The 18,681-nt window shown below is 69.9% G+C and carries 11 protein-coding genes; 6 read left to right on the forward strand and 5 right to left on the reverse strand.

Annotated elements, in window-relative coordinates:
- Positions 1-54 precede the first annotated feature (54 nt).
- The 3 genes from OEB96_RS15170 (at position 55) to OEB96_RS15180 (ending at position 3,584) form a co-directional block, all read left to right on the forward strand.
- Positions 55-615 carry a peptidylprolyl isomerase gene (locus OEB96_RS15170; RefSeq protein ID WP_266216514.1) on the forward strand — a complete coding sequence of 187 codons (561 nt, stop codon included), beginning with the start codon at positions 55-57 and terminating at the stop codon, positions 613-615.
- Positions 616-675: 60 nt separating this feature from the next.
- Positions 676-2,598, forward strand: coding sequence for a DUF748 domain-containing protein (locus tag OEB96_RS15175; protein ID WP_266216515.1), 1,923 nt, complete (start codon positions 676-678; stop codon positions 2,596-2,598).
- A gap of 119 nt (positions 2,599-2,717) precedes the next feature.
- Positions 2,718-3,584, forward strand: a complete 867-nt coding sequence (locus tag OEB96_RS15180; protein WP_266216516.1) for a hypothetical protein — start codon at positions 2,718-2,720, stop codon at positions 3,582-3,584.
- Between the two features lies 1 nt (position 3,585).
- Here OEB96_RS15180 and OEB96_RS15185 read toward each other — a convergent pair whose 3' ends face one another.
- From OEB96_RS15185 to OEB96_RS15195, 3 genes are all read right to left on the reverse strand, one after another.
- Complete coding sequence (locus tag OEB96_RS15185) at positions 3,586-3,966, reverse strand: glutaredoxin domain-containing protein (RefSeq protein ID WP_266216517.1); 381 nt, start codon at positions 3,964-3,966, stop codon at positions 3,586-3,588.
- 47 nt (positions 3,967-4,013) lie between these two features.
- Positions 4,014-6,182 (reverse strand): DUF4215 domain-containing protein, encoded by a 2,169-nt coding sequence (locus OEB96_RS15190; RefSeq protein WP_266216518.1) that lies wholly within the window; start codon positions 6,180-6,182, stop codon positions 4,014-4,016.
- A 217-nt stretch (positions 6,183-6,399) separates the two neighbouring features.
- Entirely contained in the window at positions 6,400-9,015 is a 2,616-nt protein-coding gene (locus OEB96_RS15195) for a hypothetical protein (RefSeq protein ID WP_266216519.1), read from the reverse strand.
- Between the two features lie 302 nt (positions 9,016-9,317).
- Between OEB96_RS15195 and OEB96_RS15200 the strand changes: the two genes are divergently transcribed.
- The 3 genes from OEB96_RS15200 to OEB96_RS15210 all read left to right on the forward strand — a co-directional run bounded on the left by OEB96_RS15200 (position 9,318) and on the right by OEB96_RS15210 (position 16,620).
- A complete protein-coding gene (locus tag OEB96_RS15200) occupies positions 9,318-11,507 on the forward strand; it encodes a MopE-related protein (protein WP_266216520.1) in 2,190 nt (729 codons plus the stop codon).
- A 91-nt stretch (positions 11,508-11,598) separates the two neighbouring features.
- Positions 11,599-13,500 (forward strand): mucoidy inhibitor MuiA family protein, encoded by a 1,902-nt coding sequence (locus tag OEB96_RS15205; protein ID WP_266216521.1) that lies wholly within the window; start codon positions 11,599-11,601, stop codon positions 13,498-13,500.
- A gap of 66 nt (positions 13,501-13,566) precedes the next feature.
- Entirely contained in the window at positions 13,567-16,620 is a 3,054-nt protein-coding gene (locus OEB96_RS15210; protein ID WP_266216522.1) for a serine/threonine-protein kinase, read from the forward strand.
- Positions 16,621-16,654: 34 nt separating this feature from the next.
- On the opposite strand, the gene OEB96_RS15215 is transcribed toward OEB96_RS15210, so the two are convergent.
- Positions 16,655-17,236 carry a hypothetical protein gene (locus tag OEB96_RS15215; RefSeq protein ID WP_266216523.1) on the reverse strand — a complete coding sequence of 194 codons (582 nt, stop codon included), beginning with the start codon at positions 17,234-17,236 and terminating at the stop codon, positions 16,655-16,657.
- 185 nt (positions 17,237-17,421) lie between these two features.
- Positions 17,422-18,678 carry a hypothetical protein gene (locus OEB96_RS15220; protein WP_266216524.1) on the reverse strand — a complete coding sequence of 419 codons (1,257 nt, stop codon included), beginning with the start codon at positions 18,676-18,678 and terminating at the stop codon, positions 17,422-17,424.
- Positions 18,679-18,681 lie beyond the last annotated feature (3 nt).

An 18,681-nucleotide genomic window follows, 5' to 3' on the forward strand; every position in this document is an offset into this window, starting at 1 on the left:
ATCCCACGATGGCGTCGCTTGGACCCGGACTCCCCGGGGTGTAGCGTCGCCATCGTGGCAACCCCGAGCTTTCCCTCCCCTCAGCAGCTCGTTCCCGGCAACGGCGAGCTTCGAGCCACCTTCCACACTTCCTTGGGCGACTTCACCGTGCGCCTGCTCGAGGCCGTGGCGCCCAACACGGTGGCCAACTTCGTGGGTCTGGCCACCGGCAGCCAGGCGTGGACCGATCCCAACACCGGCGCACCCGGCCAGGGACCGCTCTACCGCAACGTGATCTTCCACCGCGTGATCAGTGACTTCATGATCCAGGGCGGCGACCCCACCGGCACCGGTCGAGGCAAGCCCGGGTACACGTTCGGCGACGAGTGCAGCCCCAGCGCGCGACACTCCGGCCCCGGGATCCTGTCGATGGCCAACGCCGGCCCCGGCACCAACGGCTGTCAGTTCTTCGTCACCCTGCGGGCCACTCCGCACCTCGACGGCAAGCACACCGTGTTCGGCGAGGTGATCGACGGCATGACCGTGGTCGGTTCCATCGGCAAGGTGCCGACCGATCGCGGAGACCGACCGGTCACGCCCGTGACGATTTCCTCGATCAGCGTGGCCCGGATCTGACGAGCACCCCATCGAGGCGGCCTGCGAGCGCAGGCGAGGCTATGCTGGACCGGCCGCCCGATGTCCGCAGACGACCACGCCTCGCTGGCCGCGAGCCCGCCCGCGCAGGAGCCCGAGCCCGCGCCCAGGCCCAAACGGGCTCGGCGGCGGCGCTATCGCGTCCCCCTCGTGCTGCTGGTCGTGGTCGGTCTCGTCTTCACCGCCGCCGCCTATGCGATGAGCGTGGCCCCCGAGCGCATCCGCATCCGCATCGAGGAGCGCCTGGCGGAGCGCTTCGGCGGCTCGGCCCGGGTCGAGCGCGTCATCGTCGACTGGGGCGAGCTCCGCATCGAGGCCCACGGCGTTCGCTTCGACGACGGCGAGCGCTTCGACGTGGACGTCGAGCGCCTGGAGATCGATCTGTCGCTGGGCAATCTCCTGCAAGCCAAGCCGCGGCCCGCGGTGCGGGTACTGAACCCCACGATCTTCTTCGAGGCCAAGGCGGCCACCCCCCGCGCGGCCTCGGATCGCGACGCCGAGGCCTTCTCCTCGATCGAGATCGAAGGCGGCTCGCTCGAGCTCACGTTCCCCACCGATCGCGGTCCCGTGTTCCTCGACCTGAGCGAGATCTCGGCCCAGGTGCTCTCCGGGCCCGTGGACGGCGCCACCACCACGCTCGACCTGGGCATCGATGCCCGCGCCCGCATCGGCAGCGAGGGCTCGCTCCACATCCACGGACGCGCCTCCTCCCGTACCCCCGCCACCGCGTGGAGCATGCGCTTCTCGCTCGAGCGCTTCGACCTCGCCCAGCTCAATCAGCTGTGGCTCGAGCTGCTCGAGATGGACGTCGAGCACGGCCACCTCGGCCTGCAGGGCGAGCTGCGCCGCACCCCCACGCGCCTGCACGGACGCGTGCAGCCTCGCTTCGAGGACGTCGCGTTGCTCGGCGCCAACGAGGACGCGCTGCACCCCATGGCCGAGGCGCTGTTCGGGCACATGCTCATGGGGGCTCGCTCCACCATCCCCATCGACCGACCGATGACCGGCGAGCAGTCGTCGCTGCCCGAGCTGCTCGAGACCGACTGGAACACCCTATTCCAGACCGTGATCCAGCAGGGCTACGCGCGCCGCCTGAGCACGCTGCGTGGCTTCAATGCCTCGATCGGCGACGTCAAGGTCGACCTCGGCCTGGGCCTCTTGCAGATGTTCGAGGTGGTGGTCGACACCGACCGGCCCGTCCTCGAGGTACCACTGGTGGCGATCGACCGCGTCGACGTGGTCTTCGACCCCTCGGTCACCCGCCCCGGCGCGTCCGCCCACAAGCACGTGACGCTGTGGCGTCCCACCTTCAGCTTCGCCACCGGGGTGGAGGGCAGCGAGAACCGACTGCAGTTCGACGAGTCGTGGCTCGACACCATCTCCGCGATCCCGTTCCCCACCCGCACCCTGGTGGTCCACGACGGACGGATCGATGTATGGGACCTTCGCGACGAGACGCCGGTCAACGTGTTCGTGGAGGACATCGAGATCGAGGGCCGCGACATGGCCCACGACCTCCACCCGCCCGGGGTGCGCGGGGCAGAGCTGTCGGCCACCGCCACCGTCCTCGGTGAGGCCGGCGCCTCGGTGCGCATGGTCTACGAGCCACAGGCCGCCGTCCCCAACCTCGACATGGACATGAAGCTCGAGCCGCTCTCGCTCACCACCCTCGCGCCCGCGCTCCGCAACTTCGTGGGCGTCGATGCGGTGGCCGGCGAGCTGGGGTTCTCGGCCAACCTCAGCGCACGCAACCTCGTCGTCGAGGCCTCCGTGGTCCCCGACGTCCGCAAGCCCAAGCTGCGCTCGCTGGGGAGGGGCTACGGGCTGCGCAAGCTCGTGCTCGGCCGAGGTCTCAAGCACCTGCGCAGCCACGCGCTCCAGTTTCGCTACGCGCAGGATCCCGACGAAGGGCTGCTCGAAGGCTTCTTTCCCCAGCTCATCCAAGAGGTGTTCCTGGACCGCTAGCGGGCCGCGCAAGTGGATCACCCCATCGAGCACGAAGGGGTGATCACCCCGCAGGAATCTCGTGCGGTCGCGGGAATGCCCCGATTCGCGCCGCCGCCGGCTCTGCTACGTTGGACGTCATGGTGCTCGGGAGTCGACGCACGCGCCTCTCGCTGCTGTGCCTGAGCCTCGGGCTGCTCCCCGCCTGCGTCGATTGCTTCGACGACGGCGAGCTCGAGGCCGCCTACCACGCAGGCGAGGCCACGGCGCGGGAGGTCAATGAGCGCGAGCACGCGCGTGGCCACGAGCAAGGGCGCGCGCTGACCTACGACGACGGCCACGTCGACGGGGACGCGGCCGGCTACCACGACGGCTACCACGACGGCTACTACGGGCCGCATGGTCACACCCAGGGCCTCGACGACGGCTACGCCGCGGGGCACGTCGACGGTTGGCTCGATCCCTTCGCGTGCGACGACGGCTCGAGCCAGGGCTACGACGACGGCGACCGCGACGGCTACTACGCGGGCTTCGACGAGACCCATGCCTCGGCGTTCGACGAGGGCTATGCCGCCGGCTACGACGACGGTGCCGGCAGCTGCGGCTTTCGAGCCGCGCGCGATCGACCCGATCCCGACGACCTCGGCACGTGCGAGGCGCGGGGCTACGAGCACGCCCTCGACCACAGCGCATTCCCTCGCGGCCTCGATGCCGGCAAGGCCGACAACCCCGAGTACCAGGCCGGCTACGGCGACGCCTACGGCCTCGCCTACGCGCTGGGCTCGGGCCACGGCGAGCTCGACGGCTACGACGAGGGCTACCTCGAGGGCTACGACCTCGGCTACATCGCGGGCTACGACTCGTCGTTCGCCCTGTGCTACGACCAAGCCTACCCCGAGGGCTGGGACGCCGGCTACGACATCGGCCGCGCCGAGGGGCTGGCGGTGGGGTACGACGAGGGCTACGACCTCGGCTACGACGACGCCAGCGAACAGTGCGCCGAGTGAGTCAGTCGTCCTCGCCGTCGAGGCGCTTGCGCAGCGAGCCGTCGGCGAGCGCCTCGACCGTCTCGGCGTTGCCACCGATGAGCACGCCCTTGACGTACACCTGAGGGAACGTGGGCCAGCCGCTCCACAGCTTGATCGCCAGTCGCTTGCGCCACGCCCCGAGGTAGCTCCCGTACTCGAGGTACGTGAACGACAGACCCGCGTCCTGCAGCGCACGGCGTACCTTCTTGACGAAGGGGTTCTGGGCCATGCCCACCACCACCAGCGGGTCGCGCTCGACGGTGCGGCGAACCTCGTCGACGATCTCGCGCTCGAACGAGCTCTGGGCCTGGCGAACGTGCTCGGTGGTGTCCTGTTCGGCGAGGAGCGGGCGGGTCGACATCGTCGAATGGTAGGCGAGCGCCACGGGCGGTCAAGGGCCGGACCCCGTCACCGCGTGCGAGCACGCCGGCGCCGCCGCAGCACCCCCAGCCCGAGCAGGCCGAGCACAGACCACGGCCCGAGTCCGCGCCCACGCCCGCTGGTGCAGCCGCAGCCCTCGTCTCCCACCGCGGGCGAGCCGGTCTCGGTGTCGGTCTCGCCACCCGAGTCTCCCGATCCGGCCGCCGTGGTCGGGTTGGATCCTCCGGTGCTGTCCGCCCCCGACGTGGCGCCGTCCGTGGTGTCGGCGGAATCGGTGGCGTTGCCGTCGTCGGTGGTCCCGGGCTGCTCGTCGCGGCAGTCGCCCGGGCACCCGTCGCCGTTCTGGGTGTTGCCGTCGTCGCAGTCCTCCCCCACCGCCGCGTTGACCACCCCGTCTCCGCACGCGGGGACCGTGCAGTCGTCGTCGCAGGTCTCCGACTCGCCACGGTCGTCGCAGACCTCGCCGGCCGCCGCGTTGATCACCCCGTCTCCGCACTGAGCCGCCGTGCAATCGGCGTTGCAGGTCTCCGACTCGACGATGTCGTCGCAGTCCTCCCCCGCCGCCGCGTTGGCGATCCCGTCGCCGCACTCGGCCAGCGAGCAGTCGTCGTCGCAGGTCGCCGACTCGCCCGCGTCGTCGCAAGCCTCGCCCGCCGTCATGTTGACGAGGCCGTCGCCGCACTCGACCACCGTGCAATCGTCGTCGCAGGCCGCGGTCTCGATCATGTCGTCGCAGTCTTCGCCCGCCGTCATGTTGACGAGGCCGTCGCCGCAGCTCGCGGGCGTGCAATCGTCGTCACAGGTCGCCGACTCGCCGCCGTCGTCGCAGGCTTCCCCGGCGGTGGCGTTCATCACCCCATCGCCGCACTCCACGTCGGTGCAGTCCGCATCGCACGTCGCCGACTCGCCCGCGTCGTCGCAGTCTTCCCCCGCCACCGGGTTGGTCACCGCATCGCCGCACATCGCCGGAGTGCAGTCGAGATCGCAGACCGCGGTCCAGCCCGCCATGCCCATGCCGTCACCGTCGCAGGCCTCGCCCGCGGCCATGTTCACGATGCCGTCGCCGCAGGTCACGCTGGTGCAGTCGACGTCGCAGATCGCCGAGCCCCCGTCGTCGCAGGTCTCGCCCGCCGTGGCGTTGATGAACAGATCGCCGCAGACCGCCAGGCTACAGTCGGGATCGCAGAAGAACGACTCACCGATGTCGTCGCACTGCTCGCCCGCGGTCGCGTTGGTGAAGCCATCACCACACGAGACCAGGGTGCAGTCTGCATCACACGTCGCCGTCTCCCCGCCGTCGTCGCACTGCTCGCCCGCCGCCGCGTTGACCACCCCGTCGCTGCACACCACGTGGGTACAGTCCGCATCGCAGAAGAACGACTCGCCCGCGGTGTCGCACTGCTCGCCCGCCGTGACGTTGGACACCCCGTCGCCGCACACCGAAGGGGTGCAATCGATGTCGCACGCCGCCGACTCGCCTGCATCGTCGCAGAGCTCGCCCGCCGTGGCGTTGACCACCCCGTTGCCGCAGTCGGAGAACGTGCAGGTCACGTCGCACGCGGCCGACTCGCCGCCATCGTCGCAGTCCTCCCCCACGCTCACGATGCCGTCGCCACAGGCACACGGATTGGGCGCACCCGGGCTGTCGGTGGGGCTGGGATCGACCGTCCCCGGCCCGAAGACCCCCACGCCGTCGGGACAGCGAAACACGTGGGCCGGCGTGGTCCCGTCCTCCTCCACCTCCTGGCAGGTCGGCGAGGCCACGCAGATCACACCGGGACCGTAGGGACTCTCCTCGCCATTGGGCTCGAGCACGGCGACCACGTCGACGATCGCTGCCCAGGGCATCACGTCGAGCATCCCGTTGTCGTCGAGATCGAGATCCTGTCCGTCCATCCCGGAGAATCCCGCCACGAGCATGTGGGTCACCGTGTCGGTGTCCTCGAAGTTGAGCGGCGTCGTCATGTTCTCGATCGCCAGCGAGAACGCAGTGTCGCCCACCAGGAAGAAGCCGCTGGGCGGGATCACCTGCCCGGACAAGTCGGTCACCTCCTCGATCACACCGTCGCCCCCGGTCCCGTCTCCGATGACGATGTAGTGCAGCCCGTTGAGCGAGGTGCCCGGGGGGCCCGTCAGCTCGAAGTACTCGTCGTTGTCGTTGCCGGTCTGCCCCAGGCGGATCTCGTTGATCCTCACGTTGGGGATTCCCCCCGGAACGGGCGCGTGAGTGCTCAGGCCTCCCGGGCGGCCCGGACCGCCCGGCGCGGCCTGGGCGGACCGGAGGCCAGCGCTGGTCGTGAGCAGGGCGAGAACAGCGGTGGAAGAAACCGTGAGGCCGAGTCGCATGGTCGTGCTCGAGAAGGAACGTAGGCGAATGGAAGGTCGCATCGGGGATCTCTCGCTCCCGTGTCGGCTAGGGGAACAGCGCCTGGTAGCGCTGCAGACGAACGTTGCGATCGGTGAACCCCGCGTCGCCCTCGCTCCACACCGCCACGATCTCGTCCATCCCACGGATGGCCACGTCGGGATCCTCTTGCAGCCCGAAGATCGTGGGGTTGACGAGGAACTCGCTGTTGGACGGCGCCGCGTTCTGGTCGTAGCGCTGCCCGAACACGCCGGTGAGCACACCATCGTCGGCCGTCTGCCACACCACGATGAAGTCACCGTCGGGATTGAGGGCCACCGCGGGGTTGTTCTGCGCGCCCAGGGTCGTGGTGTTGACCTGGAACTCGCCCCCCATCGGTGCCCCCACCGAATTGTACGCGCGCGCGTAGACCCCGGTGCCGCTGCCGTCCTGCCCGTCGCTGGTCCACGCGATCACGAACTCGCCCGACGAGTTCATGCCGATGGCCGCGCCCTGCTGGTCGAGCGCGAAGAACTGGTTGACCTGCTCGTCGGTCGCCGACAGCGGGATCCCGGCCGCGTTGAACCGCCGCATGAACACGCCCACCCCCTGGCCGTCCTGCGAGGCCGAGCTCTGCCACGCCACGACGAAGTTGCCGGTGATGGCGGCCTCGACCACCGGGAGGTTCTGCTCGGAGACGACCTGCGCGTTGACGATGAGCTGGGGGCTGATGGGGGTACCGAGCCCCCCGAAGCGCCGGCAGGCGATGTCGGCGAAGACGGCGATCCGATGCTCCCAGCACGCCACGAATTCACCGTCGGGCTCCAGCCCCACGTCGGGCCGTCGCTGCTCGCCGGCGGGATCGTCGAGGAGCTCGAGCTCGGGCCCCACCAGCGCCCCGGCCGAGCTGACGCGCTGGGCGAAGATCCCCGTGTCATCGGCGTCGGGGCCCTCCCACACCACCACGAAGCCCGCGTTGTTGGCATCCACCGCGGGGAACGCCTGGTTGCCCATCGTGCTGGTGTTGATCTGGATCTCCCCGGTGATGGGCACGCCGGTCGCGTCGTAGACTCGCGCGAACACCCCGGCTCCGCTTCCGTCCTGCGGGGGCGCCATGAACGGGAAGCTGGCCCACACCACCACGAAGAAGCTCCCGTTGGGCGCCGTGGCCACCACGGGTCGCACCTGGAAGTCCGGCAGCGTGGTGTTGACGACCGCTTCCCCTCCCACCGGGCAGGGCTGGGCACACGGGCCGGCGCAGTCGATGCCGCCCTCGAATCCGTTGAAGACGCCATCGTTGCAGGTGGGCGCCTGACACACGCCGAGGACGCAGACGCCCTGGAGGCAGTCGCCGGCGTCGTCGCAGCCCTCCCCGGGCACGCACGTGGCTCCACACGAGCCCCCGCAATCCACGTCGGTCTCGTTGCCGTTGTGGGCCCCGTCGTCGCAGACGGGGGGGGAACACACGCCCCCGGTGCACACGCCCTCGGAGCAGTCCATGCCCACCACGCACGCTTCCCCCACCGCGCAGGTCGGACCGCAGTCGAGCCCTCCGCAGTCCACGTCGCTCTCGTCTCCGTTGGTCACGCCATCGTCGCAGTCGGGTGCCGAGCACTGACCGAACTCGCACACCCCCTCGGCGCAATCGGCCGGGGAGTTGCAATCCAGCCCCGGCATGCAGGTCGCCCCGCACGAGCCTCCGCAGTCGAGGTCGGTCTCGTCGCCGTTGTGCACGAGGTCGTCGCACTCGGCCGGCAGGCAGAACCCGGCGATGCACACCCCTTCCTCGCAATCGAGGCCAACGTCGCACAGATGCCCGCGGGTGCAGGGATCGCACTGCGCACCACCGCAATCCACGTCGGTCTCGTTGCCGTTGGCGACCTGATCGTCGCAGCTGTCGTCGAGGCACGTGCCGTCGTCGCAGACCAGCTCGGTGCAGTCGGCCGGACCCTCGCACGACCCCCCCACCGGGCACGGGGGGCAAGGCCCGCCGCAGTCGAGGTCGGTCTCGAGCCCGTTGAGCACGTCGTCGCTGCACGACGGTGCCTCGCACTGACCACCACCGCCGCAGACCTGCGACTCGCAATCGGCCGCGACGTCGCAGTCCTCACCCGGACCACAGTTGGGGCACTCGGGACCGCCGCAGTCCACGTCGGTCTCGAGCGTGTCCTTCAGGTCGTTGTCGCACGACGACGGCGCGCAATCTCCCTGGTGGCAGAATTGCCCGTCGCCGCACTGCGCATCGTTGTCGCACTCGCTCCCCGGGCAGGTGTTGGGGCAGGTCCCGCCGCAGTCGACCCCCTCCTCGCTGCCGTTCTTCATCCCGTCGTAGCAGGTGGGGGTCTGGCAAAAGCCTCCGCTGCAGATCATCGTGTCGCAGTCCGAGGCCGTCTCGCACTTGCCCCCGGGACCGCAGGGCTCACACGACGAGCCCCCGCAATCCACGTCGGTCTCGTCGCCATCGAGCTCGCCGTTGGCACACGGACCGCTCGGACCCCCCGACGAGTCGGCCACCTCGGAGGTCGCACCGGTCGACGCCTCCCCCGTGCTCCCATCGTCGAGCGAGGCGATCCCCCCCGACTCGTCACCGGTGACGGCCACGTCGTCGCCGTTGCAAGCGGAGGCCAGGGCGAGGGGCAGGAGCAGCAAACCGAGACCTGGGCGAAACGAGGTACGGCACGTCATCGTGGGTCGCATCCTGGAGGGCAGCGAAGAAGTCATCGGATGGATTCGGAGAATTGTTAGGATCACCCGCGAGCGGGGCTCCCGAGCCCGGTAGGGCTCGACTACGAGCACGACCCGTTGGGATCACGGGATGAGCGGCCGAAGGGAGATCCCGGCCCGAAATCGAGCCTCCCGAGCCCCTGGCGTGGGGTCTTCTCCATGGCATCATTATCCTAAAATATTTCGGGATTCCAAACTACATATTTTCCCAGTACTGTAATCCGATGACGATCGAGGGCTCGGAGCCCTCGAGGAGCCGGTTCATGCGTCGCTTCTCCCATCGCTCCCTTCGCCCCCTCGGTCTTGTCTCCTTGGCGCTGTACATCGGCGCCTGCGGAGACGATGACGTTCAAGCCACCTCTGCGGGAACCAGCCGGGGTGACTCCACCGACGGAAGCTCGTCCACGCGCGGCACCTCGGCCGACGGTACGACCGAGGCCGAGAGCGTGGGGACCATGGGTCACTCGGGCGACGCCTCGGCCGACGGTACGACGACCGCGGGCATGGACACGGGCAGCTCGGACACGGGCAACGGCAACGACCCTGGTCCTCCGCCCGATTCCTTTCCCGGCATGGGCGTGGGCCTGTGCGCTCCTCCGGGTCTGGTTCAGTACTGCTACACGGGCTCGCCCCTCACCTACAACGTCGGCGCGTGCGGCCCCGGCACGCAGCAGTGCCAGGCCCTCGACCTCGACGTCGGCGAGTGGGGCGACTGCGAGGGCGAGACGCTGCCGAGCATGGATGCGTGCGACGGCATCGACAACGACTGCGACGGCGAGGTCGACGAGGAGCTCGGCAGCACCCTGTGCGGCATCGGCCTGTGCGAGCACGAGGTCGACAACTGCGCCGGCGGCGAGGAGCAGCTGTGCGATCCGCTCGAGGGCGCGACGTCCGAGGTCTGCGACGGCATCGACAACGACTGCGACGGTGACATCGACGATGGCCTGGGCGACGAGCAGATCACCTGCGGCCTGGGGCAGTGCGAGCACAGCGTGACCGCCTGCGTCGACGGTCAGATGGGCGTGTGCGATCCGTTCGCGGGCGCCACCCCGGAGGTCTGCGACGACATCGACAACGATTGCGACGGCGCCGTCGACGAGGGGCTCGGCACCCTCAGCTGCGGCTGTGGCGACTGCGATCACACGGTGCCCGCGTGCATCAACGGATTTCCGCAGGTCTGCGACCCGTTCGAGGGGGCCAGCGCGGAGATCTGCGACGGCGACGACAACGACTGCGACTGCATCGTCGACGAGGACCAGGGCATGTGGACCTGCGGCCAGAACGAGTGCGAGGTCAGCGTCCCGCAGTGCATCGGCGGCGTCCCCCAGCCCCAGAACACCTGCATGCCGATCCCCGGCGGCCCGGAGATCTGCGGCGACGGCATCGACAACAACTGCGACGGGATCGAGGCCCCGTGCGTGGAGCCGTTCCTGGTGGGGACCGACACCGTCGCCCGCCCGATCGAGGTGATCTGGGCCGTCGACTCCTCGGGCTCGATGGAGCAGGAGATGGCCACGGTGGAGGCCGAGATCAACGCGTTCGCCGCGATGCTCGAGGCCGCCGGCTCCAGCACCCAGCTCCACCTCATCGCCGACCGCGGGATCGGACCCTTCCAGATCTGCGTGACGCCCCCGCTGGGCGGCCCCGGCTGCAACGACAACCCGGCCGAGGGCTTTTGGCAGTACGACACCAACGGGGTCGGCGAGTCGATGGTGCACTCGAGCAACGCGCTCGGGCGCATCATCCAGCAGTACCCCACGTGGTTCTCTCGCCTGCAGCCCTACGCGTACATCGCGTTCATCGTCACCACCGACGACAACGGCGACGATCCGGCCTGGGGCCTGGCCGACGGCGACAACTCCGAGGTCGACGACTGCTCGAGCCTGGCCTTCATCGACGACGCCACCACCGGCAATCGGTGCCGCGCGCACGGCCCCGACGGGCTCGACTACACCTCGCTGGCCTACGACCACGCCGGATACGGCGGCTTCACCACGTTCATGCTCAACGTGATGCCCAGCTACGAGGCGTCCGACGACTGGTCGCTCTATCCGATCATCGGCAACACCGGCACCGGCGTGCTCACCGGGGCCGACGACATCTACGAGTTCAACAGCTGCCCCAGCAACCGCGAGGACGGCGAGGAATACGTCAAGCTGGCGCTCTACACCAACACCTTGCCCGCGATGCTGTCGATCTGCGACACGCCCTGGGACTTCAGCGCGCTGGCCGACGCGATCATCGCCTCGATTCCGAACGACCTGTACGTGCTCCAGGGCAGCCCGCCGGGGACCTGCCTGATGATCGACCCCTCCACGATCACGGTGACCGTCAACGGGATCCCGCTGGCGCCCGCGGACTGGACCTACGATGCCGCCTCGTGCACGGTGCGGATCGTCAACAACGTGCCGGGCGTGGGCGACAGCGTCAGCATCGTCTACGAGAACTTCTGACCGCGACCAACCGCGGTAGACCGCTCCGCACGGCTCGTGCGTATCGGTGCCGTCCGGCGGGCCGTGCCCCGGCCGCCGGTGGGACCGGAGCATGCAACCGCGCAACGTCGTCGTACCTTGGACCCTGACCACCGTGCTCGGCCTGGCGCTGGGCTGCGCTCACTCGGCGGCCTCCGGCCCGCCCCAACCCCCCGAGGGCTCGACACCAGCCGGCCCGACATTCGCCGACGTCCCCGACGCAATGGACGCGCCAACGGGCACGCCAGCGCACGCCCTGAGCTCGCGGGTCACGGCGGTCACGGTCTACTCCGATCGCGCCCAGATCACCCGCAGCGCGACCACCAGCGTGTCCACCGAGTCCAAGGTGTTCGCCTTCGAGGGTCTGCCCGGCTGGGTCGACGACGCATCCGTGCGCGTCTCGGCCAGCGCCGGCCGGATCGTCGATGTTCGCGTGGACCGCAGCTTCCTCGCCAAGTCGGAGGATCCGTCCCACCGCAAGGCCGAGGCCCACCACAAGCAGCTCTCCTATCGGATGGTCGCGCTGCAGGACGAGCTCGCGGTGCTCGATGCCCAGGCCAGGCAGATCGAGTCCATCAAGGCGTTCTCGCTGGAGAAGATCAGCGAGGACACCATCATCGGGGACGTCCGCGTCGAGAACTACGGCGACATGATGACGTTCATCAGCGACGCGCTGCGGTCGACGGCCAAGGCCCGTCGTGCGGTGCAGCGCCGGATCGACGAGCTCACCCCCGCCTACGAGGCGAGCGAGCGCACGCTCGCGGACATGGCGAGCCTCGAGCAGCTCGAGCAGACGACCGTGCTGGTGACGCTGCAGAGCAGCCGCCCCGTCGACAGCACGCTCGAGCTCACGTACATGATGCCCGGCGCGACGTGGGAGCCCATGCACGAGCTGCGCGCGAGCACCTCGGATCCCGAGACGGTCGAGGTGCTCTCGTTCGCCGTCGTCACCCAGACCAGCGGGGAGGACTGGAGCGACGCCGAGCTGTCGTTCTCCACGCAGTCGTCGACCGAGGCCTTGCGCATCCCCGAGCTCGACGTGCTCGTCCTGGGGGACACCCACACCACCACCCGGATCCTGGAGGCCGAGCAGTCGTCGTTCACTCGAGCCCAGCGGGCGTTCGAGGGCCAGAACCTGCTGTGGAACAAGGTCCATCACACGCGGTCGTCGACCACGGACCGCTTCGAGGAGATCTACCAGAGCAACCTGGAGTCGCTGCAGATCGTCCAGAGCAAGACCGTCCAGATCTTCGACAGCCTCGAGGACCGGGGGACCACGGCGCACTTTCGGGCGCTCGTGCCCAACACGGTGCGGGGGGACGGCCATCCCGTGCGCATGCGCATCGGCGGCACCACGCTCAAGTCGCACCACGAGATCGTCGCCGTGCCCGAGCAGTCGCTCAACGCGGCGCGCAGCCTGCAGATGGTCAACACGAGCGGCCAGTCGCTGCTGCCGGGCAAGGTCTCGCTCTATCAAGACGGCGCGTTCCTCGGTGTGACCGAGCTCGACTTCATCGCCGACGGTGAGACGTTCTCGGTGTACCTGAGCGTGGCCGATCACATCAAGCTGTCGCGGAGGCTCGATCGCAAGCAGAGCACGCTGTCCCGCGGCAAGCGCAACAAGATGCAGCTACGGTTCATCGTCACCATCGAGAACCTGTCATCCGAGACGACGACGTTCACGTTGACCGATCGGATCCCGGTGTCGGAGAACAAGGACATCACCGTCGATCGCGTCAAGGTCACCGACGCGATCAAGCCCGACCCACGGGGTCTGCTCCACTGGAACGTCACGCTCGGGCCCAAGCAGCAGCGCGAATTCCAGGTGAGCTACCAGGTCGAGTACCCGGCACAGCTGGTGCTCGACGCCCAGCGCCGCCGCGAGACCGAGCCGTCTCCCAGCCCGGCATCTCGGCCCCGGCGCAAGGCACGTGCGATCGACGAGCAGCTCCTCGATCTCGAGAGCCAGCTGTGAATTCGGCGCCTCGGAGGCTCCGCGCTCCGAGCTCGCCCGCCGTCGACGCGATATCCTCCGGCGTGGATGTCCGGCCCGACACTCCCCGCCGACACGCCGACGCTCGGGGCCTCCGAAACGCTCTGCGAACCCGGGCTCGACCGCGCCCCCCCGGATCGAGCCGAGTCCCGTGAGCCGGGGCCCGGCGACGTCATCGGGCGCTACGTGGTCCTGCACCGCCTGGGCCGGGGAGGCATGGGGGTCGTGCTCGCGGCCTTCGATCCGCAGCTCGACCGCAAGATCGCGCTCAAGCTGCTGCACTCGGAGCCAGGCAGGGAGCACCGGGCCTCACGCAAGCGCGATCGGCTGCTGCGCGAGGCCCGAGTGATGGCCCAGCTCAGCCACCCCAACATCGTGACCGTGCACGACGTCGGTGAGCACGAGCGGCGGGTGTTCCTCGCAATGGAGTTCGTGGAGGGACGGACCCTCGCGCAGTGGCAGGAGCAAGGCCCGCGCTCGTGGCAGGAAACGCTCGTCGTCTACCTCGCCGCGGGTCGGGGGCTGGCCGCGGCCCACGCCCAGGGCTTGGTCCACCGGGACTTCAAGCCCGACAACGTGATGATCGACGAGCATCAACGCGTGCGCGTCATGGACTTCGGGCTGGCCCTTCGGCGCGAGGAGGAGAGCACCCGCGACCCGGTGATCCCCGCCGAGCTCTCGCATCCGGTGAGCGCCACGTTGACCGAGGCCGGCCGGCTGATGGGAACACCGGCGTACATGTCTCCCGAGCAGTGGTCGCAGCGGGAGGCCGACGCGCGCTCCGACCAATTCTCGTTTTGCGTGTCGCTATTCGAAGCCCTCCATGGGCAACGGCCATTCGCCGGCTCCTCGATGCCCGAGATCGCGGCCAGCGTGCTCGCGGGCCAGCTCAGGACCGCTCCCGACTCGTCCCGCGCGCCCGCGTGGCTCCTCCGGGCCCTGCGTCGGGGTCTGGCCATCGATCCCGCAGATCGCTTCGAGTCGATGGACCGGTGCCTCGAGGCCCTCGCCCGCGGCCAGGCACGAAGGCGCCTGCGCCTGATCGCCCTGGGGGGTGCGGGCCTCGTGCTCGCCGGACTCGGAGCGCTCGCCGCTTCGCGCCTGGCGGAGCGTCGACGCATCGAGGCCTGCCACGCCCAAGGGGCAGAGATCGAAGCCTCGTGGAATCCGGGCACGGCCGCCGGGCTCCGCCGCGCCTTCGTCGACACCGGCGTGAGCTTCGCCGAGCCGTCGGCCGACACCGTGGTGGCTCACTTCGATCACTTCGCCGACACATGGCGGTCGACCAAGACCGCCGTGTGCCTGGGAGCCGAGGACCACGAGGCGTCCCAGGGCGAACGGGTCGAGCGCGCGCAGTGGTGCCTCGAAGAGCATCGAGCCCAGCTCGACGTGCTGGTGCGGGAGCTCGGCGAGGCCGACCGCATCACGATCGAGCACGCGGTGACCACCGCGATGAGCCTGGCCAACGTCGAGCCCTGCGGAGACCCCATCGCGCTCCAGCGTCTGGTCGCCCCGGAACGCGTGCATCGTGACTCGGCCCTCGCGGTGCACCGAGACATCGCGCGAGGCCTGGCGCTCGGCCGCGCCGGACTCGACGAGGACGGCTTGGCCGTCGCCGTCGAGGCCCGACGACGAGCCCAGGAGTTGCAGTGGCCTCCGCTCGTGGCCGCAGCGTCGCTCGCCGTGGGGACGATCCAGTCGATGCAGGAGCGCTACTCCGAAGCCGAGGTGAGCTTCGAAGCGGCGTTCTTCGCCGCGCGAGCGGCCGAAGCCACGAGCATCGAGGCCGAGGCCGCGATCCAGCTCGTCGGCCTCGTCGGCGGGGAGCTCGGTCGACACGGTGACGGCATGCGGTGGTCCCGGCACGGCGCGCTGGCGCTCGACGGGCTGGGAGAGTCGGCCGTGCTGTCGCGTGCGACGATGCTGAGCCTCCGCGGCATGGTCGAGCGCCGGGGTGGCGCCTACGGGGCCGCCACCGCGGATCTCGGTCGGGCCCTGGCCATTCGCGAGGCGCGGCTCGGCCAGGCGCACCCCATGGTCGCCACCGTGCTGGCCAACCTCGGCCTGGTCGCCTGGGACGCCGGTCGGTACGACGAGGCGGACGCGCTGCACCGGCGCTCGCTGGAGATCAACGAAGCCAGCCTCGGCGCCGGCCACCCCAGCGTGGCGCGGGCGCTCAACAACCTGGCGATCCTGCACGAGACATCGGGACACTACGAGCAGGCCGAGGCGCTCCACCGGCGCGCGCGGGAGATCTTCGAGGCCGCCTACGGGCCCGAGCACACCGACGTCGCGATGAGCATCAACAACCTCGGGGTGGTCGCCATCGCGCGGGGACGCGTGGACGAGGCCCGAGCCCTCCACGCACGTGCAATCGAGATCTGGGAGCGGGTGCTCGGCCCCGACCATCCCGAGGTGGCCCAGGGCCTGGCCAACCTCGCAGCCGCGGTGGAGCAGCTCGGAGACGGGGACGAGGCTCGGCGGCTCTACCTGCGTGCACTCGAGCTCCAGCGGCGCAAGCTCGGCCCCGACCACCCGACCGTGGGCGACACGCTCAACAACCTCGGCGTGAACCACTTCGAGGCCGGGGCGTATGCCGACGCGATCACGTACTACGAGCAAGCGCTCCACATCTTCGAGCGGGCCCTCGGCACGGATCATCCTCGAGTCGCCACCGCACTCGACAACCTCGCCGAGGCAGCGCTCTTCTCCGGAGCACCGGACCGTGCCGAGCCGCTCTATCGGCGAGCATTGGGCATCCACGAGCGAACGCTGGAGCCCGATCATCCCGATCTCTCGTACACGCTGGTCGGGCTCGCGCAGCTCGAGCTCGCCCGAGGAGCACCGGGTCGCGCGCTCCCCTTGATCACCCGCGCCGTGCGGCTCCGCCACGCCACGAGCCCCGACGATGTATATGCGGCCGAGGCCCGGTTCATACGGGCGCGAGCGCTCCTCGACGCGCCGCACGACGATGGAGGCGATCGCGAGGATGCCCTGCGGGAGGCGGAGGCGGCAGAGACCATCTATCGCGGCCTCGAGGGCTACGAGGAGCAAGCAGCCGCGATCGCTCGCTGGCGACGGGAGCACGGCGGGTCGCGCTGAGTCATGGGCCGACCAACGGCAGCTCGACGGCCGGTCAGCCCAGCCGGCGCCGGAACTCGTCGAGCGCCGCCGGACCGAGGCGCTCGGCGATCTGCTCGATGGCCTGCTTCTCCACCTTCGAGATCGGGCTGAAGATCCCGAGGAAGCCGCCGGCCGCCTCGGCGACCAGGATGCACAGCCCCACGATCGTCTTGGCCTTCGCCGCGTCGCCGCGCTCGATCAGCGCGCGCAGCAGCACGAGCGACTCCTCCAGGTACTCCGTCGACGGCTGCTTCTCGAGCAAGGCGAGCATCGTCGTGTAGGCCTTGCCCAGGGGGATCCCACGCGTGCGCAGCAGCCCGATGATCGCGTTGCGCTCGCCCGGCTGGACCTCGCCGTCGGCCCAGGCCACGTGGACCAGCGGCAGCAGGTCGAAGATCTGGCGGGCCTCGCCATCGAACCCGAGCGCGGCCACGCGAGCGGCGAGCGCATCCTCGGAGTCGTCGACCAGACCGAGCGCCTCGCGATCGCGCTTGAGCGCCACCGCGGACTCGTGCAGCGCCACGCGCAGCTGCTCGCGCTCCTCGGCTCCGTCTGCGGTGAGGATCTCGGCGCCCGGCTCCGTCTGGTCGGCCATGGGATCGATGGTAGACGTCAGCGGGCCGCCGGACGATCGATCGCGCACGAACGCCGTCAACGACCATGGGCGGGCGCCGGCGAGCGGACTGCACGATCGCGCCGCGGGTCGGGGCTCGCTCGATGAACGAAGGGGCCATGCGTCGGCACGAGGAACTCACTCCTGTGCCGAACACCAGCGGCATGTCATCCGCGCTGCTGCGTGCAGTGACGCGACCTGCGTCGCCCGCTCGCGAGCAGCAACAGCGGCAGGAGGCCCGCCGTGCCCCCCGACGAGCCGCCACGGCAGCCACAGCCCGACTCTCCGCCTCCATCGCCTCCCGCGGGCCCGGTGCTGCCGCTGCCGGAGCCATCGCCCCCGGTCGGACCCGCGCTGGCGGCCGTCACGGACGAGGTATCGCCGCCCTCCACCCCCGCTCCACTCGAGCCGTCGGCTGGACCGCCATCGCCGCTGCCGGTGCCATCGTCCCCGCCCCCCGCCGATCCGATCGGCTGGGTGCTGATCACCAGCTCGTCGAACCAGATGCTGCGGCTGCTCTGCACCTGCGGGTAGTAGTTCCACACGATCACGTGGTTGAGCAGCAGCTCGTCGGTCTCGCGCCAGGCGATCCCGGAGTGCTCGGCCACGAGCACTCCGTCGATCCACAGCGCCATCTCGCCGTCGGCCATGCCGGGGGTGTTGGCGGCGACCATCGTCTCGATCTCGTACCAGGTGTCCTGGACCATCGAGACCGGCACTCCTTGGTTGAGATCGAACCAGTTGCCCCAGCAGCACTCGAGACCGCTCTCGCAGGGCAGACCCTTGCTGGCACAGCCGTCGCAGACCGCCTGCGGATCGTTGTAGTTGGCGCAGGTGGCCTCCTGATCGCAGCTCATGTCGGGGTGGTACGTGTAGAAGAACGGCTCGCCGGGGAGCTGCCCGTCGTCGACCTCGCGGGAGTCCACGGTGGTGCCGCTGAGGCAGACGAGCCCGTTGGGACGACAGCCCGCGTCGCCGTGGCACGACCAGTCGTCGGCGGGGTGGTCGCCGTGGATCGCATACCAGTGGTGCATGGGCTCGTCCCAGCTGGAATCGAAGCGCACGTAGAACCGCAGGTAGACGCGCTCGACCCCGGCAAAGCGCACCCCGAATTCGGCCTGAGCGTTGTAGGGCGGGGTGAAGTCGGCGTGCAGCGAGTAGCCGCCGCCGTGAACGGGCGCACCATCGGCCGCCGCCACCACCGTGGCGGCCGGGCCCGCCTCGATGCCATCGAGGGCTCCCGACTCGAAGTCGTTGCAGTAGATGACGGCGGGGTTGCCCTCGCAGTAGGGCTCGGCGGCCATGGCCACGGCCGGGGCGCTCAGCAAGCCTCCGAGGACGGAGGCAGCCGCGAGGGCACGTCGTCCCTCCGGGCAGCGGGAAGGCCATCGGCAGGGGAACGAGCGGCGGGCGGTGGTGAGCATGGC

Origin of the sequence: Paraliomyxa miuraensis, from assembly GCF_026337845.1 — a bacterium.
Taxonomy (GTDB): domain Bacteria; phylum Myxococcota_A; class Polyangia; order Nannocystales; family Nannocystaceae; genus Paraliomyxa; species Paraliomyxa miuraensis.

Coding starts and splice junctions, on each gene's coding strand:
- OEB96_RS15175 (WP_266216515.1), top strand. CDS start 676: ATGTCCGCAGACGACCACGCCTCGCTGGCCGCGAGCCCGCCCGCGCAG.
- OEB96_RS15180 (WP_266216516.1), top strand. CDS start 2,718: ATGGTGCTCGGGAGTCGACGCACGCGCCTCTCGCTGCTGTGCCTGAGC.
- OEB96_RS15185 (WP_266216517.1), bottom strand. CDS start 3,966: ATGTCGACCCGCCCGCTCCTCGCCGAACAGGACACCACCGAGCACGTT.
- OEB96_RS15195 (WP_266216519.1), bottom strand. CDS start 9,015: ATGACGTGCCGTACCTCGTTTCGCCCAGGTCTCGGTTTGCTGCTCCTG.
- OEB96_RS15200 (WP_266216520.1), top strand. CDS start 9,318: ATGCGTCGCTTCTCCCATCGCTCCCTTCGCCCCCTCGGTCTTGTCTCC.
- OEB96_RS15205 (WP_266216521.1), top strand. CDS start 11,599: ATGCAACCGCGCAACGTCGTCGTACCTTGGACCCTGACCACCGTGCTC.
- OEB96_RS15210 (WP_266216522.1), top strand. CDS start 13,567: ATGTCCGGCCCGACACTCCCCGCCGACACGCCGACGCTCGGGGCCTCC.
- OEB96_RS15215 (WP_266216523.1), bottom strand. CDS start 17,236: ATGGCCGACCAGACGGAGCCGGGCGCCGAGATCCTCACCGCAGACGGA.
- OEB96_RS15220 (WP_266216524.1), bottom strand. CDS start 18,678: ATGCTCACCACCGCCCGCCGCTCGTTCCCCTGCCGATGGCCTTCCCGC.